Source organism: Agrobacterium sp. NPDC090273, assembly GCF_044772305.1.
Taxonomy (GTDB): domain Bacteria; phylum Pseudomonadota; class Alphaproteobacteria; order Rhizobiales; family Rhizobiaceae; genus Agrobacterium.
In genome coordinates this window covers 17000-41269 of record NZ_JBIVYN010000007.1, presented here as the reverse complement: position 1 = coordinate 41269, position 24270 = coordinate 17000, and the positions used below count along the sequence as shown (strand labels likewise).

At 56.8% G+C, this 24270-nt stretch carries 21 protein-coding genes and 1 riboswitch; of the genes, 9 read left to right on the top strand and 12 right to left on the bottom strand.

Translation table 11 applies throughout. From position 1 onward, the window contains the following. Positions 1–7 precede the first annotated feature (7 nt). Positions 8–1348, top strand: a complete 1341-nt coding sequence (locus tag ACIQT8_RS18575) for a nucleotide sugar dehydrogenase (protein WP_400968186.1) — start codon at positions 8–10, stop codon at positions 1346–1348. Between the two features lie 34 nt (positions 1349–1382). Further along, positions 1383–1865, top strand: coding sequence for a class I SAM-dependent methyltransferase (locus ACIQT8_RS18570; RefSeq protein ID WP_400968183.1), 483 nt, complete (start codon positions 1383–1385; stop codon positions 1863–1865). Between the two features lie 14 nt (positions 1866–1879). Here the strand turns inward: ACIQT8_RS18570 and ACIQT8_RS18565 are convergent, their stop codons facing one another. The 4 genes from ACIQT8_RS18565 to ACIQT8_RS18550 form a co-directional block, all read right to left on the bottom strand. Then, a complete protein-coding gene (locus tag ACIQT8_RS18565) occupies positions 1880–3574 on the bottom strand; it encodes an adenylate/guanylate cyclase domain-containing protein (RefSeq protein ID WP_262523354.1) in 1695 nt (564 codons plus the stop codon). 236 nt (positions 3575–3810) lie between these two features. Then, positions 3811–4671, bottom strand: coding sequence for an MBL fold metallo-hydrolase (locus ACIQT8_RS18560; RefSeq protein WP_400968179.1), 861 nt, complete (start codon positions 4669–4671; stop codon positions 3811–3813). Between the two features lie 185 nt (positions 4672–4856). Further along, positions 4857–5312: a cyclic nucleotide-binding domain-containing protein gene (locus ACIQT8_RS18555; RefSeq protein WP_138795355.1), complete on the bottom strand. Its 456-nt coding sequence runs from the start codon at positions 5310–5312 to the stop codon at positions 4857–4859. Positions 5313–5356: 44 nt separating this feature from the next. Continuing rightward, positions 5357–8074, bottom strand: coding sequence for an ABC transporter transmembrane domain-containing protein (locus tag ACIQT8_RS18550; protein ID WP_400968176.1), 2718 nt, complete (start codon positions 8072–8074; stop codon positions 5357–5359). Between the two features lie 261 nt (positions 8075–8335). Between ACIQT8_RS18550 and ACIQT8_RS18545 the strand changes: the two genes are divergently transcribed. After that, positions 8336–10087, top strand: coding sequence for a serine aminopeptidase domain-containing protein (locus ACIQT8_RS18545; RefSeq protein WP_400968173.1), 1752 nt, complete (start codon positions 8336–8338; stop codon positions 10085–10087). A 24-nt stretch (positions 10088–10111) separates the two neighbouring features. On the opposite strand, the gene ACIQT8_RS18540 is transcribed toward ACIQT8_RS18545, so the two are convergent. The 5 genes from ACIQT8_RS18540 to ACIQT8_RS18520 are packed head-to-tail and all read right to left on the bottom strand — an operon-like array spanning position 10112 to position 15900. Then, the gene (locus tag ACIQT8_RS18540; RefSeq protein WP_400968170.1) at positions 10112–12568 is read right to left on the bottom strand and encodes a glycosyl hydrolase 2 galactose-binding domain-containing protein; all 2457 of its coding nucleotides are present in this window, start codon (positions 12566–12568) and stop codon (positions 10112–10114) included. Further along, positions 12565–13548 (bottom strand): DUF1839 family protein, encoded by a 984-nt coding sequence (locus ACIQT8_RS18535; RefSeq protein WP_400968167.1) that lies wholly within the window; start codon positions 13546–13548, stop codon positions 12565–12567. The genes ACIQT8_RS18540 and ACIQT8_RS18535 overlap by 4 nt, the downstream gene beginning before the upstream one ends. A gap of 6 nt (positions 13549–13554) precedes the next feature. Then, the gene (locus ACIQT8_RS18530; RefSeq protein ID WP_400968164.1) at positions 13555–14463 is read right to left on the bottom strand and encodes an amino acid--[acyl-carrier-protein] ligase; all 909 of its coding nucleotides are present in this window, start codon (positions 14461–14463) and stop codon (positions 13555–13557) included. 4 nt (positions 14464–14467) lie between these two features. Then, positions 14468–15649: an acyl-CoA dehydrogenase family protein gene (locus ACIQT8_RS18525; RefSeq protein WP_400968161.1), complete on the bottom strand. Its 1182-nt coding sequence runs from the start codon at positions 15647–15649 to the stop codon at positions 14468–14470. Continuing rightward, entirely contained in the window at positions 15649–15900 is a 252-nt protein-coding gene (locus ACIQT8_RS18520) for an acyl carrier protein (RefSeq protein ID WP_138795362.1), read from the bottom strand. The genes ACIQT8_RS18525 and ACIQT8_RS18520 overlap by 1 nt, the downstream gene beginning before the upstream one ends. Before the next feature lie 181 nt (positions 15901–16081). Continuing rightward, positions 16082–16192: riboswitch (TPP riboswitch) on the top strand. Between the two features lie 95 nt (positions 16193–16287). Here ACIQT8_RS18520 and thiC point away from each other — a divergent pair. The 6 genes from thiC to ACIQT8_RS18490 all read left to right on the top strand — a co-directional run bounded on the left by thiC (position 16288) and on the right by ACIQT8_RS18490 (position 21543). Then, complete coding sequence (thiC, locus tag ACIQT8_RS18515) at positions 16288–18108, top strand: phosphomethylpyrimidine synthase ThiC (protein ID WP_400968720.1); 1821 nt, start codon at positions 16288–16290, stop codon at positions 18106–18108. A gap of 1 nt (position 18109) precedes the next feature. Then, positions 18110–19117, top strand: a complete 1008-nt coding sequence (thiO, locus tag ACIQT8_RS18510) for a glycine oxidase ThiO (RefSeq protein WP_400968157.1) — start codon at positions 18110–18112, stop codon at positions 19115–19117. Next, entirely contained in the window at positions 19086–19283 is a 198-nt protein-coding gene (gene thiS / locus ACIQT8_RS18505; RefSeq protein WP_138795365.1) for a sulfur carrier protein ThiS, read from the top strand. Before thiO ends, thiS begins: the two co-directional genes overlap by 32 nt. Positions 19284–19287: 4 nt before the next feature. Further along, positions 19288–20061 carry a thiazole synthase gene (locus ACIQT8_RS18500; RefSeq protein WP_400968154.1) on the top strand — a complete coding sequence of 258 codons (774 nt, stop codon included), beginning with the start codon at positions 19288–19290 and terminating at the stop codon, positions 20059–20061. 85 nt (positions 20062–20146) lie between these two features. Next, positions 20147–21145 (top strand): P1 family peptidase, encoded by a 999-nt coding sequence (locus ACIQT8_RS18495; protein ID WP_400968151.1) that lies wholly within the window; start codon positions 20147–20149, stop codon positions 21143–21145. Next, positions 21142–21543: a winged helix-turn-helix domain-containing protein gene (locus ACIQT8_RS18490; RefSeq protein WP_400968148.1), complete on the top strand. Its 402-nt coding sequence runs from the start codon at positions 21142–21144 to the stop codon at positions 21541–21543. Before ACIQT8_RS18495 ends, ACIQT8_RS18490 begins: the two co-directional genes overlap by 4 nt. Here the strand turns inward: ACIQT8_RS18490 and modC are convergent. From modC to modA, 3 genes are read right to left on the bottom strand one after another with little or no spacing between them, the layout of a single operon-like run. Next, positions 21512–22588, bottom strand: coding sequence for a molybdenum ABC transporter ATP-binding protein (gene modC / locus ACIQT8_RS18485; protein WP_400968145.1), 1077 nt, complete (start codon positions 22586–22588; stop codon positions 21512–21514). The genes ACIQT8_RS18490 and modC overlap by 32 nt on opposite strands. Beyond that, complete coding sequence (gene modB / locus ACIQT8_RS18480; RefSeq protein WP_400968142.1) at positions 22585–23292, bottom strand: molybdate ABC transporter permease subunit; 708 nt, start codon at positions 23290–23292, stop codon at positions 22585–22587. Before modB ends, modC begins: the two co-directional genes overlap by 4 nt. A 56-nt stretch (positions 23293–23348) precedes the next feature. Beyond that, positions 23349–24140, bottom strand: a complete 792-nt coding sequence (modA, locus tag ACIQT8_RS18475; RefSeq protein WP_400968140.1) for a molybdate ABC transporter substrate-binding protein — start codon at positions 24138–24140, stop codon at positions 23349–23351. Between the last annotated feature and the right edge of the window lie 130 nt (positions 24141–24270).

The window sequence follows — 24270 nt, the reverse complement described above, 5'->3', positions numbered from 1 at the left end:
ACACGCTTTGACTTCCTCGGTCTCCTTCCAGAATTTGCTCACCACCATTGAAACCAAGCGCGCCAGAGCAGGCGTGATCGGACTTGGCTATGTCGGCCTGCCGCTGGCGATGACAATCGCCAAGGCGGGCTACAAGGTCACCGGGTTCGATATCGACCCCAGTAAAATCATCGCGATCGACACGGGTCGAAGCTACATTGAGGCGGTCTCGGACGATGTTCTGGAAGAGGTGCGCCGAGACGATGGGTTTGTTGCAACATCCGATTTTTCGAAATTGGCTGATTGCGATGTGATCGCCATCTGTGTGCCGACGCCACTGACGAAATATCGTGAACCGGATCTCTCCTACGTCGAAAAAACCTGCCGTGACATCGCTGCACATCTTCGTGTGGGGCAGCTTATCGTGCTGGAATCAACCACTTATCCCGGTACGACCGATGGAGTGGTGAAAACCATACTTGAGACATCCGGGCTGATGGCCGGCGTCGACTTCTTCATAGGTTTTTCGCCGGAACGCGAGGACCCCGGCAATCGGGATTTTGAAACATCGACGATCCCGAAGGTCGTTGCCGGCTATGGTGAAGCAGCGGGAACGCTGATGACGGCATTCTACGGTGCGGTCGTGAAAAAAGTCGTTCCCGTGTCAACGACGGCGACGGCTGAAGCGGTGAAAATTACCGAGAACGTTTTCCGAGCGGTCAACATCGCGCTCGTCAACGAACTGAAGGTCGTCTACGAGGCAATGGGCATCGACATCTGGGAGGTGATCGATGCGGCCAAGACCAAACCTTTCGGTTATATGCCTTTTTATCCAGGCCCCGGTCTCGGCGGTCACTGTATTCCGATCGATCCTTTCTACCTCACCTGGAAATCGCGTGAGTATGAATTGCCGACGCGTTTCATCGAACTGGCGGGCGAAATCAACACCGGCATGCCCCGGCATGTGATCGGTCGCGTTGCGGAGGCGCTGGATATTCATGCCGGCAAGGCATTGAGCCGTTCCAAAGTGCTGGTGCTTGGACTGGCCTACAAGAAGAACGTGCCTGACATTCGCGAAAGCCCGTCTCTGAAGCTGATCGAGCTGATCCATGAGCGTGGCGGCGAACCGTTCTATTACGATCCCTACGTGGCTGAAATCCCGAAAACGCGCGAATACAGCGCCTTGATGGGCATGCAGTCGGTCGCGTGGCGCAAGGAAGTCATCGGTGCCTTCGATGCCGTGCTTATCGCGACCGATCACGACGACGTGGACTATGCGACGCTCGTGGAGTGGTCGCCACTGATCATCGATACCCGAAACGTCTTTGCAAGACGGGGCATCGCCGCAAAACATATCCTCAAGGCCTGATCGTCCTCCCATTTCTCGTTCCATTGGATATCGCATGAGCAGACTCGACAGTTTCATTCGCCGTTTGACCGCACAGCGGGATATTCTCAACCACGTGCGTGACGACCTCGAATTGCCACGCAACGGGGCGATCATGGAGGTTGGTCTTGGCAATGGGCGGACGTTCAATCACCTGCGCGAACTTTTCCCGGAGCGTCGTATCATCGCTTTCGACAGGGCGATGGGCGCGCATGCTTCGTCCGTTCCGGTGGCGGAGGACATGGTGATTGGCGAGATATCGGAAACCGCTCCCGCCTATATCGGCTCGGAGGCTGCGCTAGTACATGCCGATATTGGTACGGGATATCCGGAAAAAGACGCGATAACCTTGACCTGGCTTCCCCAGCTTGCGGCTGGCCTGCTGGGTGCGAGCGGCATCGCCATCAGTGGCCTGCCACTCGAGCATCCGGCCCTTGAACCGCTTCCGGTGCCGGACAGCGTGCCCACCGACCGTTATTTTCTCTACCGCAAGATCTGATACGTGCGGCGGTTTTACAGGAACCGCTCGCTCTCTTCCTTTGACAAGAGAAAGACCTTCAGTTGCGAGTTTCTGCCACGGATAGCGATCTTTTCGTTGCGCAGATCGGCGATGTCCTGACCGGCCTGAATAATGGCCGGTTCAGAGACCACAATTGCCACACCAAGCTCCTTGGCTTTCGATTCCAGCCGACTTGCCACATTGACGGTGTCGCCAATGGCGGTGAGGGTTTTTGCTGAACCATAGCCCATGACGCCAACAATGGTCGGGCCTGAATGAATGCCGATGACCACTTCCAGCCTTACGGAAAACTGTCTTTCCAATCCCTCGTTCAGAAGCGACAGTTCCCGTAAAATCGTGGCGGCTGCTTTCATCGCATTGCGGCAGGCATCTTCGGTTTTTCCCTCGACACCAAAAAGCGCCATGGCGCCATCGCCGATGAATTTATCCAGGCGTCCGCCTGCCTGTTCGACAGCCTGCCCGACGATCGTGAAGTAGCGGTTCAGCAAAAAGACGACGTCGTAAGGGAGCTTCGCTTCCGATAGCGAGGTGAAATTGCGGATGTCGCAAAACAGAACCGCGATCTCCTCTTCCCGGCCTGGCCGTGTTGTCTGCGTATCGGGTGGGAGATCGCTTTGCTGATTATGAGATACGAGGAGCGCGACACTGAGATTGTCGGTCGGGCGCAACTGACAGCCAAGCCGCACATCGGAATCGGCATGAATACGCCGTAACGTGTTCTTTTCGATGTCGCCAACAGGTGGCAAAGGCCCCTTGCTATCGAGAATTCTGACCCGACAGGTCGAGCAACGTCCTTTTCCTCCGCAAACGGAGTAGTGCGGAATACCGCCAATCCGGCTTGCTTCCAGAATGCTCAGTCCAGCAGGTACACGCACCTGCGCGCCATGCTCATAACGGATTTCGATGGCGCCGGTTCGCTGCCGCCACGCGCGCAGGCCACGCATTGCAATCACAACGGCAACCGCTGATGCGAAGAGCGCCTGTGCACCTGTCGTGATGGATTTGATGTGATTTTCCATCTGGCTTGGCGAGCGTTGATATTCCGGATGCTGGCTGTATTCGGCAAGCCCCGGCGGCAGGCTTAGCCTGGCGCTCTCCTCTTCAAGCAGTCTCCCCGCATCAGCAAAACCCAAGAGGGCGAGGATCGGGAGCATGACAGCAAAGGTCAGGAAGAAACCTGAAAATCTTGGGTACCAGTCCCGATAGCGCAGCCAGAAAAATACGCCGATACAGCCATGTGTCCAAATCACCAGCAGCGCAAAACTCTGCCATGCACCAGCACCGGGATTTTCGACCCACAGTCTGCGAATGATGTCTGGATAACCGAGATCGACGCCGTAAAGTATTCTGGAAAAACGGATGTTTACGGCATGACCGATGATGAGGAAGGGAATTAGCAAACCAAGACCAGTCTGCAATGCTTCACGCAGAGGCATCCGCAAGGTCCGGCGCAGATAAATGGAGCGAAGGACGAGCACCAAATGAACGAGAAGCGCGCCGTAAAGCAGAATGCTGCTTGCTGGATTCAGCCAGAGCAGGCTGAACCATTTGCGCCCTTTTTCTGCGGTTTCCAGTGATACGAGCGCAAGAGCGTGATTTGAAAGATGGCTGCAGACAAACGCGAACATGACAAGGCCAGAGCCTATCCGGGCATGTCTGAGCGCGGTTTCCGGCACGAAGCGGATCATGGAAATCCCTTTATGCGGTCTGTCGGTGTGACGTTGCCTGTTCCAATCTCGCGGTTCCCCCATCATTCATTGCGTAAGCACCCGTCATCGCGACGAACTGTTGTTCTGCGTTATTGCGCAATGGCTTGCGGCAACATCGTGGAAGGGAACACACACTTATTGTCACTTGTACGTGTTCGTATCACGGATTGTTCCGAAGGATGGAGACGGCCAGGTCGATGGAGCGAAATTTTCCGTCAGAGTTCGATGATCTGATGATCCATCGCCGCAAATGCACTGTCGAACTGCTCTTTCGCCTGTTTCTCGATGTCATCGAGTTCTTCGTCGCTGCGTGTTGGCGAATGATGGATGAACCCGACGCTCTTTGCATTGGCAAGCTTGGCGAGGCGGATTGCCTGCTGCCATGAGGAATGGCCATAGCCTTTATAGAGGCCCATCTCTTCGTCCGTGAACATGGCGTCATACAGGAAGAGGTCGACGTCCTTGATGAGATCAAGCACCGTCTCGTCAAAGGTACCCGGCTCATGTTCGGTGTCCGTTATGATCGCAAGCGATTTACCTGCCCAATCGATACGGTAGCCAACCGCATTGCCTGGATGATTGAGCATTCCGGTGCGAATGGAGAGGCCAGGGCGCACGTCCAGGGTATCGCCAGGGAGAAAGTCCCGGGTCGCAATTCTGGCGCAACAGATTTCCAGCGGAACGGGAAACCACGGTGGGCTCATGAATTCCTTGAGCATTTCGCGTGTGGTTTTCGTGCCGGCCAGATGACCGGACCAGATCTTCACATCATTGGCGCTGTTGTAGAAAGGCTTGAAATAGGGGAAGCCGACAATGTGGTCGTAATGGCAGTGTGAGAAGAACAGGTTGACGTCCGTCACGCCTTCTGCACGCAGCGCGAGGCCGGCTGGCAGAAGTCCGGACCCTGCATCGAACAAAAGCACATGATTTCCGCATCGAACCTCGATGCAGATCGTATTGCCTCCATATTTCCGGAAATCCTCACCTGAAACGGGGAGTGTTCCTCGCGCTCCCCAGATCTTTATCCGAAAATTCTCATCATTTTCCCGACCCGCTACGTCGGAACCGAACACCATGATACACCCCAAACCACAACGGAGCCTTGCAAGCTTTCCTCCCTGGAGGCCCGTTGTAAACGCATTACCTATGTCTGCTGCCCCACAGCAGACGTCTCACTATTCATCCAGCATTTCATGTATATTGCAATGGCGCGACGTCTGTTTTTTCAAGATCGCGCGTGACGGTAGCAAGGAATTGCCACTTATGTTTTCGCCATGGTGCGCGCTTTGCTCAGTTCCGCCGTGGTTTGCGTAAGCCGCTCGGCAAGGACGCGCATGACCTTGATGGTGATATCAGGGAAGTCCGACATCAGCTTGAAAAACTGTTCCTTGCCGATACGCAGAGCTTCGACATTGGTCGACGCCCGTACCGTCGCCGTTCTGACGCTGTCACAGAGGATGGCGATTTCGCCAACGATTGCGTTCCCGGTCATTTCCGTCAGCTTGATGGGGCCGGCAGGAGAATCGATGAGCACATCGACTTTACCGGTCAGAAGCACATAGGCGGCGTCGCCCACATCACCCTGCCGGAATAGAACATCACCACTGTGGTAGGATACGCGATCCGATGCAAAAGCCAGAAGTTTAAGCTTTGACGGTTCCATCTCCGAAAAGAATGGCACTCGTTTCAGCATTTGTATTTCGTCTTTAAACAGCATCGCTTTATCCTGATTTCGTTCCACCTCGGTCACGTCTCTTAACTTTATGTTGCGACCATTTCCTTGAATGTACCGTTTTCTTGCGCAAGAGTCTCGTAACTTCCATCAGCAGTTATAGAACCCTGGTGTACAACGATAACGCGATCGAACATTCGTGAGAGTGTAGCGTTAGACAGAACCCAGACGATGGACGGGTTATTGTTGTTCTGTTTCAGGAATGTGATGACTCTCTCAACAATTTCCTCCTGCAGTCGATGATCGAGACCTGGAAGCGGGCGATTGAAGATGTAGTAGTCTGATTTGCGCATCAGCGCCCGAGCAAGATTAAGCTTCTGGCGTTGCAGGGGCCCAAGTCTTTTGCCACCGGAACCAAGGTTGAAATCCAGACCAACGGCCAGAACGCGTTCGTAGACGCCACGTTTGCGCATGACATCGGCGACGATCTTGGTGATGCGCCTCGATGCATCCGAATATCGGTAACTGATCTTGCCGAGCAGAATATTGTCCATGAGGCTGGTGGCGCTCATGTATTTGGATGGATCGTAGATCTCGATGATGTTTTTAAGTTCATCGGGCAGGTTGGCATGGAACATGTGCCTGACCTCGATGATCCGGTCCATGATCTCCTGCGTCAACAGACCGAAACGTTGTCTCGGTTCGACATAGAAGAAGCTCAAGCGCAACATTGCACGCTTTTCACTTTCATTGGCGTCGGCGAAATGTTTGCCCTGAAGGCGCTGCAACATCTGCTGGTAGATTGGCAGATCATCCGGCGTCATAAAGGTGAGCTGCTGGAAGAACGGGTGGTCGCCCGGCAGGTCGGAGAAGATTTCGACAATGTTTTCAGCAATTGTGTGACCCATGTCGAACAATGTCTCGACAAGGCCGGTTTCACGCATCAGCGTCCGGAAGTAATCGCTCTCAATGACTGTCCGGATCGTCTGCGACGAATCCCGCATTGTACCGAACAGCAGGTTCTCGCCCACAGTTGCTTCGTTGTTGTAACTATTGAGCTCGAAAGGCGCGATAAGACCGCTCAGATTTTCCTTTTCAAGTTCGGAGCGCAGGATGTGGCGAAGTTCCACGATACGTGCCGCCAGATTCAGGTCATGCAGCGGGTCGATGGACGAGCGCAAAGCGAACTCCAGGACATCCTGCGACAGATCCACCGCATCGAGAACCGCCAGCACGGCCTTTGAGAGATTTTCCGGCTTGTCGTCACCGGCGGGACTGGACGCGTAGTCGATCCAGTTCCCGTTGATATCGACCGACGGATTGCCAGCCATCTTGGCTTCGCGGATTTCCCACTTTCGGTGTTCCAGTTCCGCACCCTGATACACCTTGTCGGCGATCAACGAATGCTTCAGGCCATAGAGCAGGTTGTCCGCGAGGCTGGCGTGGAAGAAATAGCTGTCCGACGAGACATAGGAAATCCGGCGGCCGGTGACGGCTTCCGGCAACTCCAGGATGTCGACATCATCAATGGTGATCTTGCCGCTCGCTGGCCACAGAGTACGTCCAACGGCGTCCGCAAGTGCCTCCCCGCCGGAGCCGCCGACGATCGCGATCACTTCTCCCGGTTCGATTTTCAACGAGGCCTGCTCAAGCAGTCTGCTGCCGCTGTCATCTTCCAGCGTCAGGTTGGTGATGACGATCGGGGCGGTGAGTGCCGTGGTCGATACGGCAGAAAGTTTCTGCACCTTTTCATCGATCATGTTGGGCGCGTTGAACTGCTCGAACACCTGTTCGTATTTGACCTGAACGTCCTGACGCGACTGGTCCCAGTCGATCAGTTCCTTCAATGGTCCCGGCAATTCCTTGTAGGCATTGATCACGGCCACGAGCTGGCCGACGTCCAGACTGCCTTTCAGCGTCAGGTATCCGCCCAAGGCGTAAAAGAAGAACGGCGTGAGCTGTGCCAGGAAGTTGTTGATGAACTTGACCAGGAACTTCCACTGGTAGAGATCGTAGCGGATTTTGAAGATATCGCCGAGCCGGTGGGATGCGTCGGCTCTCTCGTAGTTCGACGTGTCATAGGCATGGATGGTGCCAATACCGTCGACCATTTCGCCGATACGGCCGGCCAGTTGACGAGCGCTGAGCTGACGCTGGCGCCCCAGTTCGATAAGCCGGCGCCGCATCTTGGGGATAATGCCGACCTGAATGGCGGCCATGAAAGCGGCAATCAGGCCCAGCCAGAAATTCTGTACAAGAATGAAGAAAAGCGCAGACAGAGCCTGTCCGCCCAGCAGGGCTGGCTGGACGAAGGCATCGCCGGTAAAGCCGCCCAAAGGCTCAACCTCATCCTTCACCATGCTCGAGATTTCAGCGCCTTTGACGCGTTTGAAATGGCTGGGTGGGAAGCGAAGAATCTTGTCGATCAGCTCGTAGCGGATACGACGCAGCAGGCGTTCGCCGAGCCGACCCTTGTAGGTGTTGATGTAATATTTGAAGAGACCGTTGACGATGACCAGCGCGAGAAACGTCAGGCTCAAGGCCATCAGCATTGACATGCGGTCGAGCTCAAGCCCGTCGAACAGCGTGATCGTACCCCAATAGGGCAAGTCGACGGTGATGTTCATGAACGGCTGAGTCGCGTTCGCGCCTTCGAAGCCGTCACCCTGAATCGGGCCGTTGACGATCTGCTTGGGAAGGTCAAAGGCAAGGAAATAAGGAATCATCGAAAGAGCGACGATCATCAGAATGAAGAGCTGATGCCGCTTTGTATGCGTCCAGATGTAACGCGTAAGGCTTTGTTCCATAAAAGACTTCTATGATTTTTCGGGTGAAACCCGTCGTTTAGTTCCCGCAACGCTCCGGCACTGGTTTGCCAGACAACGAAGGTCCCTCCTACAGATAGTATGCAAGTTGCTATTTATCAGCATCTCGAGGGGGTTTCGAGCAAAATAGCGACGCTTGTGCCTTCGAGGATGTCGTTGTCGTAGAACTGGTGTTAAGACCTTTGATGTATCTGTAAACGTGTATGGTTGAGCCAGGCATCGGCGCAAAAAGTGGCAGGCCCAATGACGATAAATATTTCAGAGCGAACAGGCGGTATGAAAGCGCAGCCAGTTTCTTTTGATGGTTGTGTCGGCATTTTTCATCCAGCCTTGGGTGATACCCAAAAAAATACTGCGGTTCTCTTCGTCAGCCCCTGGGGTATGGAAGAACTCTGCAGCCGCAAATTCCAGCGGGTCATTGCCGAGCGGCTTGGTGCTGTCGGCATTGCGAGCCTGCGGTTCGACTACCATGGCGCGGGTGATGCGCTCGATCCTCAAGATGTGGGCAAGGACGCCGATTGGTCCGCCAACGCCAGATCTGCTCTCAATTGTCTCCGCCAGATTTCGGGTGTCTCAAGCATTGTCATTGTTGCGCAGGGCCTCGGCTGCCTGATTGCCATGCAGGCTTTTGCGGATGAGACGAGCGTAAGCGGAATGGCTCTGCTTGCTCCTGTCGTTTCAGGGCGTGCCTATCTGCGTGAAACTGCGATGTGGTCGTCGATGATCGATGACGGTCTGGGCCTTCGTCCCGAGCAGCGGTTGGCGACACCCGGTTCCATCGCCAGCATGGAGATGCCTGCCGTCGTTGCAGAGAGGGTCAAGAAGACCAATCTTTCCAGCCCGACTGTTGTTCCTGCCGGGCGGCTGCTCGTTCTGACGCGTCCAGGGCGCGTGACGGATGCCGATTTCGCACGCCATTTGCAAACGCTTGCTGGCGACGTGCAAGAAGACGAATTCACAGGCTATGACGATCTGGTTTCCAGTCCGACCTTGTCAAAGATCCCGGACAGTGTCGTCAGCCGTATCGTGGACTGGACACTGTCGCAGGCGCAAGCGAGTGACGGTGTCGGATATGCCGGGGAACAGCTCGCCAACGCGGGTCAAAGAGGACATGGATTTATCGAAAAACCCGTCCAGTTTGGTGAGAACGGACGTCTGTTCGGTGTCTTCTGCAAACCCGCTGACGCGCGCGCATCGTCTGCGGTCCTTTTTCTGGGGGCTGCCTATGACAGACATGCGGGGTGGGGCAGACTTTCGGTAACGATGGCACGCGAACTCGCGAGAAATGGCGTTGCTTCCTTGCGGTTTGATGCCGCGAACATCGCCGACAGTCCGCCGGTTGAGGGCGTTCCAGAACAGGTGCTTTACGACGTCAGACAGAACGACGATGTCGTCGCAGCTCTCGATTTTCTGTCGGCGCAGATCGCTGGTCCGATCGTCGCCGCCGGGCGCTGCAGCGGTGCCTATCTGGCCTTTAACGGTGCCCTTGCCGATGATCGCATCCGCGCTGTCGTTGCGGTCAATCCGGTTGTTTTCCATTGGCTGAAAGGCCGCTCTGTCGATGAGGCGCTGCACAAACGTCCGCGCTCTTTCGGCGAATATCGCCAGCGCTTTTTGCAAGGGGCGACGTTCAAGCGCCTGTTCAGCGGCGATGTCGACGTTGGAAGTGCTGTGCTGAACATCATCAAAGCGACGGCGAAAAAGCTTTCGACAAAAACCGCACGCCTTTTTCGAGCCAACAGTGAGGAGGGTCGGGCGGTTTATCGGGCTTTCGAAACATTGCGAGCAAAGGGCACGATCGTCACGTTGCTCTATAGCGACAATGACGATGGGCTCGAACACTTCCGTTATTACTTCGATTCCGATGGCCGGGGGCTGGGTGCCTATGCGAATGCGTCCGTGACGATCATTCCCGATGCCGACCATAATCTTTCCACACCTCAAGCCCGCGCGGTCTACCTCGAGACCGTGACGCGTCTTGCATCTCAACCCTGATCGGTTGCTTCTGCAGGGAATGCTCTAGAAGGAAAAGCGGCGGCTTGAGCCGAGCGACATGATTTCGCCAGTTGGTTCGGCAGCATCGGTATCGACGTTGGCACGAAGTTCGACCTGCTTTGCTTCACCCGGAGCCAGATGGAACCAGTTGTCGGAGGGGCTATAGCCTTCCGCAGCAATATGGACCGACTGCGCCAGACGATCGGTTTCGATCTCAAGCCACCAGATTCCACCAATATTGTTTTTGGTGATCTGTATTGATGCTGGGTGCAGTGCTCTTTTCCGTCCAAGTGGAAAATGAAACGCATCTGTCACCACATGTCCGCTTGTCGTGTCGCGTAGCCGCGCGAGCGTCACATCATGGGAAGGAGGGCCGAAGCGATAAGCATAGGTTGTGTCGAAAAACGCTCCGAACAGGTCTGTTGCCGGGACAACGAGACTCTGGCGTGGCGCAAGATCGAAGGCCCGCTTGGCATGCACGACCGGTTGCGTGCCGTCCCGCAGGCAAGTCAATTCCAGCATGACTTGAGTTGTTTGGGCGGTTTCGTTGACGATATTGACGTCCAGGCCATTTGTGCCTTCATCTGACAGCGTCACCTGCAGCCGACGGAAGGCACGTTTCAACCCGTACCAAACGGATTTTGGTCGGCCCGTGGCATCGATCAATCCCCAGCCTGCGCCGGGCAGGATATCCTGGAAAGTCCAGACCATGGCGCCTTGGCAAGGGGATGCCGGACGACGCCACTCCGCAAAGGTTGCTTCCATGACTTCGGCAATTGCAGCGCGCGACATGTCCATGTAGCGGGCGCTGTCTTCGCGGCGCAAGACATCCGGTTCGACGTCGTAAAGGAGTTTCAGGTAGTGATCGCGTACATCCTCGAAGTCCCAGGAGGCACCCCGGTCACGCGGCGTTCGGGCTTTCCATCGCGGATCATGCAAAGGCTGGACGGCAAGATGGCGGTCCAGCGTTTCCTGCTCGGGAATATTGGCAAAGGCCAGGCACTCGGCGGCAAAACGAACGTCAGCACGGCGCGCATCGTCGAGAGGACGGCCATAGGCTCCGACGCCGTAATAATGGCCGACGCCAGAATTGGGAAAAAATGGCAATGCGCCGCCCGACGGCGAATTCGCCACGTAAGCGATGTCAGGGCGCTTTGTTTTCAAAAGGTCGGGAAGGACCACTTCCGTCAATGGACCTTTCCAGATTTGCTCGGGAAGGCCCAGCATCGCTCCCTGCTGATACATCTCGCTGCCACCGCAAAAGACGGTGAGCGAAGGCGACAATGCGGTGGCGTCAAGAAGCTGCGATATCTCGGTCGTTACGTGCTCGCGAAACGCCTCATCCTTGGCCGGATAGTCGAAGTTCGCAAGCATGGCATCCTGCCAGACCATGATGCCGAGTTCGTCGCAGAGTTTAAAAAACTCCGCGGTCTCATAGGTCATGGTACCGCCAATGCGGATCATGTTCATACCGGCGTCCAGAGCCCGTTTGAGCCATGGTTCGTAATCCGCGCGCCCGCCGGGCAGCCGGACGATATCGGCTGTCGTCCAGACGGCACCGCGGCAGAACACAGGTTCTCCGTTGATCCGCAGTCCGAAACCATTGCCATCTTTGCCGTGGTCGATGTCAATCCGTCGAAAGCCTGTCGTTGCAAGACTGATGCGCTTGCCATCCAGCTCCAAAGCGATCTCGTGGAGGGTCGGTTCGCCATGTGTGTGTGGCCACCATGATGTGACCTCTGGTATCGCCAACTCGCCGGAAAGCCTGCCAATTGCATCTGTATTCAGGTCGACTGCGTGCCCGCCGCATATCAAACGCGCCAACGATACGTCGCTATCCGTTTCCAGAGCGACGCTGAGCGTTCCGGTTCCTGCTTCGTCCAGAGAAGAACGAATGGAGTAATGGATTTGCGGTTGCCTTGTGAGGCTGACAGGACGCCAGGGGCCGGCTGCATGAATTTCAGGGCACCAGCCCGGCATGTAACCGAGTGCCGTTGTGCGGATCAGCCGCAAACCCTGTGAATTCATCATCTGGGGGCGCCATCTGGCGCGGGGGCCGGTCTTCTCAAGCCTCGGGGACAAGGCCCGGAAACACATCGCCAGCTCGTCCGCCCCAGTCAATTCAACCGGGATCTCCAGAACCTCGAACATGCTCTGGGATGCGGCGACCAATGTGCCGTTGAAAAAGACCTCGGTGACGGTCGCCAGGCCATCGAAACGCAATATCGCGCGTCCCTTAACCTCCGAAATCAGGGTCAGGCGATACCATGCGTCTTTGTCGTTCAGGGCTTCTGGGGAAAAGCGATCGAACTCGCCTGAGACCTCCAGTGCCTGCGCGACTGTACCTGGAACGTCGGCTGGCAGGCTTTCAAGGTGTGCCGGAATGTCCGACGGGAGATCATAGGCATCCGCTGATGTCAGCGTCAGCGTCCAGCCTTCACTCAACAGGGTCGCCGTCTCTCCCGGAAGGCTCACTCTCACGCGGCCTCGCTGGCATCGGACAGTTTCTTGTCGAGGGCCTGCATCAAAGCATCCCATGCATCTGCGGCGGGATCGAGAACAGTTGCAAGCGCATCGAATTTGCGGCGCGTGACAGCCCGCGCCAGCTGGAACTGAACGGTCTTGGCGACCTCCGATATGCGCAAAGCGTGTTGCGATGCCTCTTGGAAGCCATCCCTATCCAGCCATTCGAGGTGGCTTGCCGCCAGTTCGAAATTGGCGCCGAGCTGTCGTAACGTGTTGAACGCATATTTGTGAAAAAAGCCGAAGGGCCTGTCGGCCACTTTTTCCACCTGAGCCGGAAATACGGCCGAGAACGCCCCGACCGGATTGGCGGATGGACGCCTGGAAAAATGCAGTTTGAGCAGGCGCGCAGCCGTCTTGCGGATGTGCGTTTCAGAATTGTTGCTCTCGGGAAATTTCGCGAATTCCGTATAGGGCAGGAAAGGCGGGTCGGTTTCCTGCAGATGGTGCTGGAACAGACCGTCGAAGTCGTCACCTGCCAGATGGAAAAAACCGGCATTGTGGAAATAGTCCAGCTCGCGCTTGTCTCTGTCGAGCCGATTGATGGCGATAGTCGTTTTGCCATGCTCTTTTTGATAGCCCACACCATGGGTATCAGGCATGTAGAAACTGTCCATTTCGATGAGGCAGATGCGGCCGCGCTGAAGCTGTGCCTCTACGTGGTTTTCCACCTGATCGAAGATCGCCAGTTCTGTGGCGCGGATGTCGTATAGTGTTTCGAGGTCTTCCAGCGGCACCTTGAAAAAGGTGAACTGGTCGCCTTCGAAATCCTGAGCCAGCGTGAAGCCAAGCATGGCTTCCGGAGGCAGGCCTCGGGACGCCAGCACTTCGATCCACAAATCGACGTAGCAATTGGTTTCCGGCCACATTCTCTCTGAGGAATGCAGGGGATGCTGCGTGTAGTTCTGAGGATCGAGGCCAGGAAATATCTGCTTCATCGCGGGTCAGCCCCAGAGCGTCTTCACGACCTTTTCAGGCCATTTTTTCACGTCGAGACCGTGATGTGCAAACAATGCAAGCGCAATGCGCTCGAGGCCGAAGCCAACACACGCCGTATGCGCAACGTCGCCGCTGTCGATGTTCAGACCCCATTTCTGGCCGAAGGCGTCCTGATGGTAGTTGAAGCTCATGCAGGCCGTCGGATTGGTGGTGGATGTCACCGGGATCAGCAGCTCAAACTTCAGGTTCTGGTCGCGCTGATTGTTGGCAAGCATCTTGCCAGCGCGGCCGAAGAACGGATCGTTTGCCACGTCAATCGTTACGTCGAGGCCAACGGCAGCCATCATCGCGACACCACGATCCATCCAGATCTGACGGAACTCCGTGACATCCGTTTCGGTGCCCATGCGAACATATTCGCGCATGCGGAAAAGCTGCTGGCGGGCCGGGTCCTTGGACGGCTCATGGCGGAAGCAATAGGACTGGATATCGTAGAGCCCACCGCCGGACGGCAGGTTGCCGCGCTTGGCAATCGTCGGGTAAAGCGGGTAGCACGCGGCCGGTGTCAGAACGATATCGGTAGCCTTCTGGTCTTTCGTCCAGTCGCCACCCTCATCCATCGTCTTCAGCAGGCTGACATGGTCCAGTTCGCAGCCGCAGAAGGAGTGAACCGTGCCTGCAAGCTGCGGAAAGCTCTTCATGTAGCCGCTTTTTTCGAAATAGGCGCGGTTGATGCCCGGCGGGAAGCGGATCGCTTCTGCACCATCCGGACCACCGGTCCGGTCAATCAGGCGCTCGAACGCGGCGATGACGTCTTCGAACTGACCGCTGCGGCCATAAAGACCATCCACGCCCGTCTCGATCAGCAGGCCCTCTTCAAACAGTCGATCAACAAACGATGTCTGCATGTCCATGGTCTTATCCCAAGAGGCTGGTGTCCTGCTTGTGAACGAGCAGGAGGTTGGCGGAATTGCCGAGTATGCGGTCATTGGAAATCATCAGGCGCGCGGAATGCGCATCGCGCAGATGCCGGCCGAGGCTGTAGGGCGTACCGTTCTTGTAGCCCATGATGCCGCAGATCAGCATGGCGTGGTCGATGATTTCGAGAATGGATTCCGAAGAGCAGATCTTCACATTGTTCATGGCCACGGCGAAGGCCATGGACATGAGCTTTTCCGGATCGCTCTTGGTATCATTGTAGGCCTTGATGCCAGCGATGATGTTGGATTTCACCACCTGCAGCTTGGTCGAGACTTCGGCAAGACGGATGGCGCCTGGTGGTGCGGTGCCTGGCGATTTGCGTGCCGCAGCGCGTACGAAAGATTGCGCTCTCAAGACAGCGTCAGAAGCGATACCGTACCAGACCGCGCTCCACAGCAGATGCGATGTTGCAAGCATCGATTGTGCAGCGATCTCGGCAAATGGTTTCGGAAAAATCTGGGTGGCCGGCGCCTTGCCGCGAAACAGGAAGCCGTCGGAGCAGGTGCCGCGCATGCCGAGCGTGTCCCATACGTGGGTCTTCTCGAGCGTATACTGGTCTTTCAGGAAAACCGTCATCACCTGATCGGTGGGTGCGGCGTCAGAATGCGAGCGCGAGGTGATCAAAATGGCGTCGGCGTCGCTACCGTAGGAAATGACGGTGGCGTCCTTTTCCAGCTGGCAGATATCGTCCTGGATATCGATTGCGCAGATGGAGTTGCGGAGATTACCGCCGATGCCGCCTTCCGTCGTCGCCGATCCGAGCAGGAGTTGTTCGCCCGCAACACGGCGCATGAAAGCCGCGTGCCAGTCGCTTTGTTCGCCGTGCTCAACGAGGCTCGACAGTTTGATATGATGCATGGCGAAAATCATCGCCGTTGCCGAGCATGCCTGTCCCAGGCGGACGCAGATATCAGCGATCGCCTGCAGGGAGGCAGCTTCGCCGCCAAGGTTTTCAGGAATTTGAATTCCCAGCAGCCGTTCGTGCCGCAGTGCTGCTACGGCCTCATGGGGAAACCGGCCGGCAGCATCGACATCATCGGCATGTTTTGCGGCAATCGCCGCGACTTTGCCCGCACGCGCGGACAGAGCTTCATCTATCGGCGCCACGGTGACGTTCATCAGGCGGCCTCTTTTCCGTCGAGGATGAGCTTGACCGTTTCTTCGATCGCCTTGATGCTCGCAAAGGATTTGCGGTTGAGAAGATTGTCGGGGAACTCGATATCGAATGCCTCTTCGATGCCGAGCATCAGTTGTACTGACGCAAAAGACGAAAGCCCCGCCGCGTAAAGATCAGCCTCATCGGCGATCGTTTCGACAGGGGTGGGAAGCTGGCCGAACTTTGCCAGTATTTCACGAATAGTCGCGTTCATTTGGACGTGTCTCCCATGAAGTCATATTAGACGCTTTGAATGTTATGGTTACATTCCAAACGATAACATTCAACTAAACCGTTAGGTTAACTGCAACTAACAGCAGCATGCGACAAACAGTCGATGCTGCCAAGTGTCGATATCGCTCCTTGACAAAAGCGGGGATGTGCATTTTCTTTCGGTCATTCACCAGGGGTGTCCCGCAAGGGGCTGAGATTCTGCTGTTATGCGCAGTGACCCGTTGAACCTGATCCAGTTCATACTGGCGTAGGGACGGTGCAAAGACCAAAGGGTTTGCTGACGCTTGACGTTCATGCAGCACCTTGCGGTATTTTCCATCATTCCGGCTCGAACTGGGTCTCCACTGTCAAACTTTGGAGCCTCAAGATGAATATCGTTGCCAAGACTACCCCGCCCGTCGTCACCACCGGGCCGCTGCCTGCCTCCACGAAAGTCTACAGGCAAGGCGTCCTGCATCCGGAAATTCGCGTGCCTATGCGCGAGATTGCGGTCCATCCGACAGCGGGCGAACCGCCAGTAACAGTCTATGATTCCTCCGGCCTCTACACCGACCCTTCCCACATCGCCGCCATTGAGCGTGGCCTTCCACGCCAGCGTCGCGACTGGACGCTGGCCGGAGGTGATGTCGAGGCTTACGACGGACGTCACGTCAAACCGGAGGACAACGGTTTTGCGACTGGCACCCGCCTGACGCCTGAATTTCCGTTACGCTATCAACCGCTCAGGGCCAAAGACGGCAAGGCCGTCACCCAGCTTGCCTATGCTCGGGCCGGTATCATCACGCCGGAAATGGAGTTCATCGCCATCCGGGAAAACCTTGGGCGTGAGGCGGCCAGGGAAAAGCTTGTGCGTGACGGCGAGAGTTTCGGCGCGCATGTTCCTGATCACGTCAGTGCGGAATTCGTTCGTCAGGAGGTGGCTGCGGGCCGGGCGATCATCCCCGCCAACATCAATCATCCCGAACTGGAGCCGATGATCATCGGCCGCAATTTCCTGGTGAAGATCAACGCCAATATCGGCAATTCGGCCGTTACGTCCTCGATGGCGGAAGAGGTCGAAAAAATGGTCTGGGCGATCCGTTGGGGCGCCGACACCGTTATGGATCTTTCAACGGGTCGCAACATTCACAATATCCGAGAGTGGATCATCCGCAATTCGCCGGTGCCGATTGGCACTGTGCCGCTCTATCAGGCGCTGGAAAAGGTGAATGGCATTGCCGAAGACCTGACCTGGGAGGTCTTCCGCGATACGCTGATCGAGCAGGCGGAGCAGGGCGTAGACTACTTCACAATCCATGCCGGCGTCCGGCTGCATTACATTCCGCTCACCGTCAACCGCGTTACCGGTATCGTGTCGCGTGGCGGTTCGATCATGGCCAAGTGGTGTCTGCATCATCACAAGGAGAGTTTCCTCTACGAACACTTCGAGGAAATCGGCGACATCTGCCGCGCCTACGATGTTTCTTTCTCACTCGGCGACGGTCTGCGTCCGGGGTCAATTGCCGATGCCAATGATGCGGCGCAATTTGCCGAACTGGAAACGCTGGGTGAGTTGACCAAAATCGCCTGGGCCAAGGATTGCCAGGTGATGATCGAAGGCCCTGGTCATGTGCCAATGCACAAGATCAAGGAGAACATGGACAAGCAGCTTGAAGTCTGCGGCGAGGCACCGTTCTACACGCTCGGGCCGCTGACGACGGATATTGCTCCGGGTTATGACCACATTACGTCTGGTATCGGCGCTGCGATGATCGGCTGGTTCGGCACGGCAATGCTTTGTTATGTGACACCGAAAGAACATCTCGGTCTGCCTGATCGCAATGACGTCAAGGTGGGTGTCATTACCTACAAGATTGCCGCCCACGCAGCCGATCTCGCCAAGGGACACCCGGCTGCGCAGGTGCGTGACGATGCGTTGTCGCGCGCCCGTTTCGAGTTCCGTTGGGAAGATCAGTTCAATCTTTCGCTCGATCCCGACACGGCGCGTTCCTTCCATGATGAAACGCTGCCGAAGGAGGCGCACAAGGTCGCGCATTTCTGCTCGATGTGTGGTCCCAAATTCTGCTCCATGCGGATTTCGCATGACATCCGCGCCGAGGCGCAGAAGGAAGGACTGGAAGCAATGGCGGCCAGGTTCCAGGAGGGTGGGGAGCTCTATCTGCCTGTCGATCCTTCGACTGGCGCTTAGCATGCGTATCCTGATCAAGGGAACGGGCGTCGCGGGTTTAACCGCGGCGTTCGAACTGGCTTTGGCGGGTGCTTCGGTCGAGGTTGCGGATGCCGCTGCCGAACCGTTTCGCGGCGCTTCCTGGTATGCAGGCGGAATGCTGGCCCCCTGGTGTGAACGCGAGAGTGCAGAAGAGGCTGTACTAACGCTTGGTCAGTCTGCACTGGACTGGTGGGAGCGGGCCACCCCCGGCCTCGTTTTCCGCAATGGCACGCTTGTTGTTGCGCCGGCGCGCGATCGCGCCGAGCTTTCGCGTTTTGCCTCCAGAACCAGTGGCTACAGATGGCTGGATGAGGATGGGATTGCAGCTCTCGAGCCCGATCTTTCGGGGCGTTTCCGTTTCGGGCTGTATTTTCCGGAAGAAGGCCATCTCGATCCGCGCCTTGCGCTGAAAGCTCTTCATGCGCGCCTTCAGGGCATGGGTGTCGCCTTCCATCTGGGCATGGGCCAGCTGGAGGAAAATACGTTCGACCGTGTGGTCGATTGTGTCGGCCATGCGGGGGTTGGTCGGCTTCCCCGGCTTCGCGGTGTTCGTGGCGAAATGCTTTATCTCGCCACACAGGATGTTTCGCTGGCCCGCCCTGTCCGCCTGCTGCATCCGCGTATCCCGCTTTACATTGTGCCGCGTGAAGGCGGGCGCTTCATGGTCGGGGCAACGATGATTGAATCCGAGCATACCGGACCGATCTCGGTCCGCTCGACGATGGAATTCCTCAATGCTGCCTACACCATTCATCCGGCTTTCGCCGAAGCGGAGATACTCGAAACAGGCACCGGTATCCGCCCTGCATTTCCCGATAACCTGCCGAAGATCAGCGAAAGCGGCAGGACCATTCTCGTCAACGGTGCGCACCGGCACGGCTTTCTTTTGTCGCCAGCGATGGCGCGCGAAGCTGCGCGTATCGTCTTCAGTGATCTATCTGCAAAGGACAAACAACATGAAACTTCTGGTGAATGGCGAGGAGCTTGATTTCGCCGCAGACACATTGGCAGCACTGCTTGCCGATCTTGAGTATGAAGGCGAATGGCTGGCGACGGCGGTCAATGGCGACCTCATCCATTCGGACGAGCGTGCCGCGTGCAGGTTGAAGGATCGCGACCGTATCGAAATTCTCTCGCCGATGCAGGGGGGCTGACGGAATGTTGACGTTTTACGATCGCGAAGTCTCTTCCCGTCTGCTGCTTGGTACGGCCCGCTATCCATCGCCTGCCATTCTTGAAGAGGCTATCCGGGCAAGTGGCACGGAAATCCTGACAGTTTCGTTGCGCCGGGAAACGGCGGGCGGCAAGAAGGGCGGGCAGTTTTTTGAACTGCTGCGTGACCTTAGTTGCCACATCCTGCCCAACACGGCGGGTTGCCATACCGCCAAGGAAGCGGTTTTGACTGCGAAAATGGCGCGCGAGGTGTTCGCGACAAACTGGATCAAGCTTGAGGTCATCGGCAATCACGATACCTTGCAGCCAGATGTCTTTGCCCTGGTCGAGGCCGCGAAAATCCTCTGCGACGAGGGCTTCGAGGTTTTTCCCTATACCACCGACGATCTAGTCGTGGCGGAAAAACTGCTGGATGCCGGCTGCAAGGTACTGATGCCCTGGTGCGCGCCCATCGGAAGCGCCATGGGGCCTCTCAATGTGACCGCACTCAAATCGATGCGGGCGCATTTTCCTGACGTACCATTGATCGTCGATGCCGGGATTGGTCGCCCGTCCCACGCGGTTACGGTGATGGAACTGGGCTATGATGCGGTCCTGCTCAATACAGCGGTTGCGGGTGCAGTTCATCCGGTCCTCATGGCGCAGGCATTTGCCCGTGCGATCGCTGCCGGGCGTGATGCGTTTCAAGCCGGGCCGCTTGAGCCAAGGGACATGGCCGTGCCCTCAACGCCGATCATCGGTACGGCGGTGTTTTCCTGATCGTCGTTTTTCCGGAAGGCTGGTTTTACGTTGACACTCTTCAGTCGTGGCGGGATACCGGCATAAAAGAGGGAACAACGCCGCAATGCATAATCTTCTCACCGATATCGATGGTGTTTCAGTCGGGAACGTCACCGACCTTCAACTTGGCTCGGGTGTGACCGCCATCGTGTTCGATCGACCGGCTGTTGCCTCTGGCAGCGTGCTGGGAGGCGCGCCCGGCGGCAGGGACACAGCCTTGCTGGACCCGTCTATGACGGTCGAGACGGTGGATGCTCTTCTGCTTTCCGGCGGTTCAGCATTCGGGCTGGATGCGGCAGGTGGCGTTCAGGCCGGTTTGCGCGAGATTGGTCGCGGCTTGCAGGTCGGCACCACGCGGGTGCCGATCGTACCGCAGGCGATCCTGATGGATCTATTGAACGGCGGGAACAAGGATTGGGGCCTCAATTCTCCTTATCGCGACATGGGTTACGCGGCCTTCAAGGCTGCTGCCACGGGACCGTTTGATCTTGGCACAGTCGGTGCCGGGACGGGGGCAACGACTGCTACCTTCAAAGGCGGTCTTGGTTCGGCCAGCGCCATGAGTTCCGGCGGCTACAAGATTGCGGCGATTGTTGCGGTCAATGCACTTGGTTCTGCAACTGTCGGGGAGGGGCACCATTTCTGGTCCGCGCCGTTTGAAACGGACGGCGAGTTTGGGGCTTTTGGGTATCCTACGCAATTCGCGACGCACGATACTGCGCTTCGTTTGAAGGGTGTGAACCTGACGGCAACAACCATTGGGGCTGTGGTGACCGATGCCGCGCTGACAAAAGCACAGGCACATCGTTTGTCGATCATGGCGCATGATGGCCTTGCCCGTGCCGTTTTGCCAGCTCATCTGCCAAGCGATGGCGACACAATGTTTTCTGCCGCAACGGGTGAAAAAACACTTCAGGCCGGTGTTCACTTCGCAGAACTCTGCCACCTTGCGACAATCACCATGGCACGCGCCGTGGCGCGTGGCGTTTATGAAGCGACGGCTCTTCCGGTTGCCGGTGCCCAAAAGGCATTTCGCGATGTTCACCGGAGCACAGGGCCATGAGCAACGCATCTTTACCGTTGAAGCCGGTTCTTCGGATCGATTTTCCACCTGGCGATCGCCTCGGTCATGGCAGGATCGAGCTGATGGAGCTTATTGCCGACACGGGATCGATTTCTGCTGCCGGGCGGGCAATGGACATGTCCTACCGACGGGCATGGCTGCTGGTGGATGCTCTGAACCACATGTTCCGGCAGCCTGTGATCGAATCGCAGCGCGGCGGCAAGCAGGGGGGCGGCGCGTCCCTGACCCCATTTGGCGTTGAAGTCCTGGAGCGGTATCGCGCCATGGAACTGCGTATGAACGATGCCTTACGCGCCGATCTAGACTGGCTGGAGGCCAATCGCAATCTTGAAGCGGGCGATGCGATCAATAGGGATCAAGAGCCGCCGATTTTATGATCGCGTGGATAGGTTTGCCCGGTTCAAGCTGCATACGATCACGCGACAGATCGGTGATGCGCGATTGGATCAGGTTGCCGCCGCAGTCAACCTGAACCGTAACCATCCCGTCGCCGGAGGCCGTGATATCGGCGATCGTTCCCTCGAGAATGTTGAGGGCACTCAAGCCTTCCGGTCTTACTGTTGCCAGCATGACATCGCGAGCGGGGATAAGGACACGCACCGCTGCTCCAGCCGTTCCGGACTTGGCTGGAACCTGCAGGACGACATTCGAGAGGCGCACGGCAGCAAGGTTATGCTGTGCATCGAAGCTGTCCAGACGGCCGGAAACAATGCTGCCGGCCTCGCGCCTTTCAAGATGAACACTAAGAGCGGGACGGGCAAGAACATCGGCCGCCTTGCCCTGCGTTTCGATCTTGCCGTCTTTCATGACCACGATGTTGTCGGCCAGGCGTGCGACTTCCTGGATCGAATGGCTGACATAGACAATCGGAATGTTCATCTCGTCACGCAGCCGTTCCAGATAGGGAATGATCTCCGCCTTGCGCGCCTCATCGAGAGACGCCAGCGGCTCATCCATCAACAGCAGTCGCGGTGATGACATGAGCGCGCGCCCGATCGCAACGCGTTGTTTTTCGCCCCCGGACAGTTTGTTCGGATGCCGCTGCAACAGGTGGTCGATACCGAGCATCTCAATGATGCGGCGGTCGTCAGCCGTCGTCAGTTTGGCGGACGTGAACCATTTCCCGTAATTGAGGTTCTGCGCCACGCTGAGATGCGGAAACAGGCGTGCTTCCTGAAAAACATAGCCGAAGCGACGTTTGTGGACGGGCACGAACAGCTTCTTCTCACTGTCTGCCAAAACCTCGCCATCAAGCGAAACTTGCCCGTTCTCCGGCCGTAAAAGACCCGCGATAATTCGGACCATCGACGTTTTTCCGGAGCCGGAACGCCCAAACAAAGCCGTGACGCCGCTCTGCGATTCAAAGGATGCGTCCAGCGCAAAAGAACCAAGGCGGTGGCGAACTTTAACCGAGAGCGTCATTCCATGCTCACCTTTTTGCCGATGATCCGCGCCAGAAATTCCGAACCGAGCAGCGCCAGCATGGAAATGATGACGGAGACGATGGTGAGGCGAAGCGCGCCGGAATCGCCGCCGGGAACCTGAGTGAAGGTGTAGATGGCGGCTGAGAGTGTCTGGGTTTCCCCTGGAATATTCGAGACGAAGGTGATTGTCGCACCAAATTCGCCCATTGCCTTGGCAAAGGCCAGGATCATGCCGGCAATGATGCCTGGTAAAATCAGAGGCAATGTAACGGTGAGAAAGACACGCAAGGGACTGGCACCGAGCGTCGCCGCTGCTTCTTCCAGCTTGCCGTCTACCGCTTCAAGCGAAAGACGGATGGAGCGGACCAGCAATGGAAATCCCATGACCGCGCAGGCGAGTGCGGCACCTGTCCATCGAAATGAAAAGACAATGCCGAAATAGGTATCGAGAAACTGGCCGATCATGCCTCTTCGGCCAAACAGCACGAGGAGGAGAAAGCCCGTGACTACGGGCGGGAGAATGAGTGGCAGGTGTACGATGCCGTTGAGGATGGATTTTCCCCAGAAGCGACCACGCGCCAAGGCAAGCGCCACGAGAATTCCCAGTGGCAGGCTTGCGAACATTGCGACCACGGACACCCGCAGGCTGAGCCTGATTGCAGTCCATTCTTCAGGGCTGAGCGTCCACCAGTCCAAATGCATATCCTGTCGTCGTGAAAAGCCGTGGCTGCCGTTGTTCGGAAGCCACGGCGATCACCTTACTTCAAAACCGTAAAGCCTTGCTGTTCAAAGAATGGCTTGGCTTTTTCCGACTTCAGGAATTCGAGATAGGATTTGGCCGCCGGGGACTTGGCCTCCGAAAGTACAGCGACCGGATAGATGATTGCCGGATGGCTGTCTTCAGGGAAGGTGCCGACAATTTTCACGCCCGGGTCGGCGGCAGCATCTGTCTGGTAGACGATGCCATAAGGTGCTTCGCCGCGCGAAACGAGAAGCAGTGCGGCGCGCACGCTTTCAGCGCCCGCGACTTTCTTCTCGACTGACGCCCACACGCCAAGCTTTTCCAGTGCAGCCTTGCCATATTTTCCAGCCGGAACGGAATCCACGGCGCCCATCGCCAATCGGCCATCGCCAACCAGGCTGGCAAGATCAAAGCCCTGGCCGATCTCAACGGGTTTGGCCTTGTCGGCAGGAGCGACGAGAACGATCCGGTTGCCAAGAAGGTTGGAGCGGGTCGCGGTGTCGATCAGCTTCTTGTCTGCAACGTAATCCATCCATGCGAGATCGGCGGAAATGAAGATATCGGCAGGCGCGCCGGCTTCGATCTGTTTGGCAAGTGCAGAGCTTGCCGCATAAGACACCGTGGCCTCGTTGCCGGTCTCCTTGGCCCATTCGCCATTGATGGCATCAAGAGCATTCTTCATGCTCGCGGCTGCAAAAACAGTCACCTTTTCGGCGGCGTTGGCCGGTAGGGCGCCAAATGACGCGGCCAGCACCATGGATGTGGCGGCAGCAACAGATCTGAAAAAAGTGCGGCGCAGAAGCTTCATAATCATTCCCCGGTATCGAGATATTTTCGTGAATATAACGCTAGCCGTACATCGCCATCATTATATTTTCAAGAACATATCGATCTTGTAAAAACGTCGAGACGTCTTTGCAGGATCAGGATGGAAAATG

Bases quoted from the DNA above. Each gene is read 5' to 3' on its own strand.
- ACIQT8_RS18570 (WP_400968183.1), top strand. From the start codon at position 1,383: ATGAGCAGACTCGACAGTTTCATTCGCCGTTTGACCGCACAGCGGGAT.
- ACIQT8_RS18565 (WP_262523354.1), bottom strand. From the start codon at position 3,574: ATGATCCGCTTCGTGCCGGAAACCGCGCTCAGACATGCCCGGATAGGC.
- ACIQT8_RS18560 (WP_400968179.1), bottom strand. From the start codon at position 4,671: ATGGTGTTCGGTTCCGACGTAGCGGGTCGGGAAAATGATGAGAATTTT.
- ACIQT8_RS18555 (WP_138795355.1), bottom strand. From the start codon at position 5,312: ATGCTGTTTAAAGACGAAATACAAATGCTGAAACGAGTGCCATTCTTT.
- ACIQT8_RS18550 (WP_400968176.1), bottom strand. From the start codon at position 8,074: ATGGAACAAAGCCTTACGCGTTACATCTGGACGCATACAAAGCGGCAT.
- ACIQT8_RS18545 (WP_400968173.1), top strand. From the start codon at position 8,336: ATGACGATAAATATTTCAGAGCGAACAGGCGGTATGAAAGCGCAGCCA.
- ACIQT8_RS18535 (WP_400968167.1), bottom strand. From the start codon at position 13,548: ATGAAGCAGATATTTCCTGGCCTCGATCCTCAGAACTACACGCAGCAT.
- ACIQT8_RS18530 (WP_400968164.1), bottom strand. From the start codon at position 14,463: ATGGACATGCAGACATCGTTTGTTGATCGACTGTTTGAAGAGGGCCTG.
- ACIQT8_RS18525 (WP_400968161.1), bottom strand. From the start codon at position 15,649: ATGAACGTCACCGTGGCGCCGATAGATGAAGCTCTGTCCGCGCGTGCG.
- ACIQT8_RS18520 (WP_138795362.1), bottom strand. From the start codon at position 15,900: ATGAACGCGACTATTCGTGAAATACTGGCAAAGTTCGGCCAGCTTCCC.
- thiC (WP_400968720.1), top strand. From the start codon at position 16,288: ATGAATATCGTTGCCAAGACTACCCCGCCCGTCGTCACCACCGGGCCG.
- thiO (WP_400968157.1), top strand. From the start codon at position 18,110: ATGCGTATCCTGATCAAGGGAACGGGCGTCGCGGGTTTAACCGCGGCG.
- thiS (WP_138795365.1), top strand. From the start codon at position 19,086: ATGAAACTTCTGGTGAATGGCGAGGAGCTTGATTTCGCCGCAGACACA.
- ACIQT8_RS18500 (WP_400968154.1), top strand. From the start codon at position 19,288: ATGTTGACGTTTTACGATCGCGAAGTCTCTTCCCGTCTGCTGCTTGGT.
- ACIQT8_RS18495 (WP_400968151.1), top strand. From the start codon at position 20,147: ATGCATAATCTTCTCACCGATATCGATGGTGTTTCAGTCGGGAACGTC.
- ACIQT8_RS18490 (WP_400968148.1), top strand. From the start codon at position 21,142: ATGAGCAACGCATCTTTACCGTTGAAGCCGGTTCTTCGGATCGATTTT.
- modC (WP_400968145.1), bottom strand. From the start codon at position 22,588: ATGACGCTCTCGGTTAAAGTTCGCCACCGCCTTGGTTCTTTTGCGCTG.
- modB (WP_400968142.1), bottom strand. From the start codon at position 23,292: ATGCATTTGGACTGGTGGACGCTCAGCCCTGAAGAATGGACTGCAATC.
- modA (WP_400968140.1), bottom strand. From the start codon at position 24,140: ATGAAGCTTCTGCGCCGCACTTTTTTCAGATCTGTTGCTGCCGCCACA.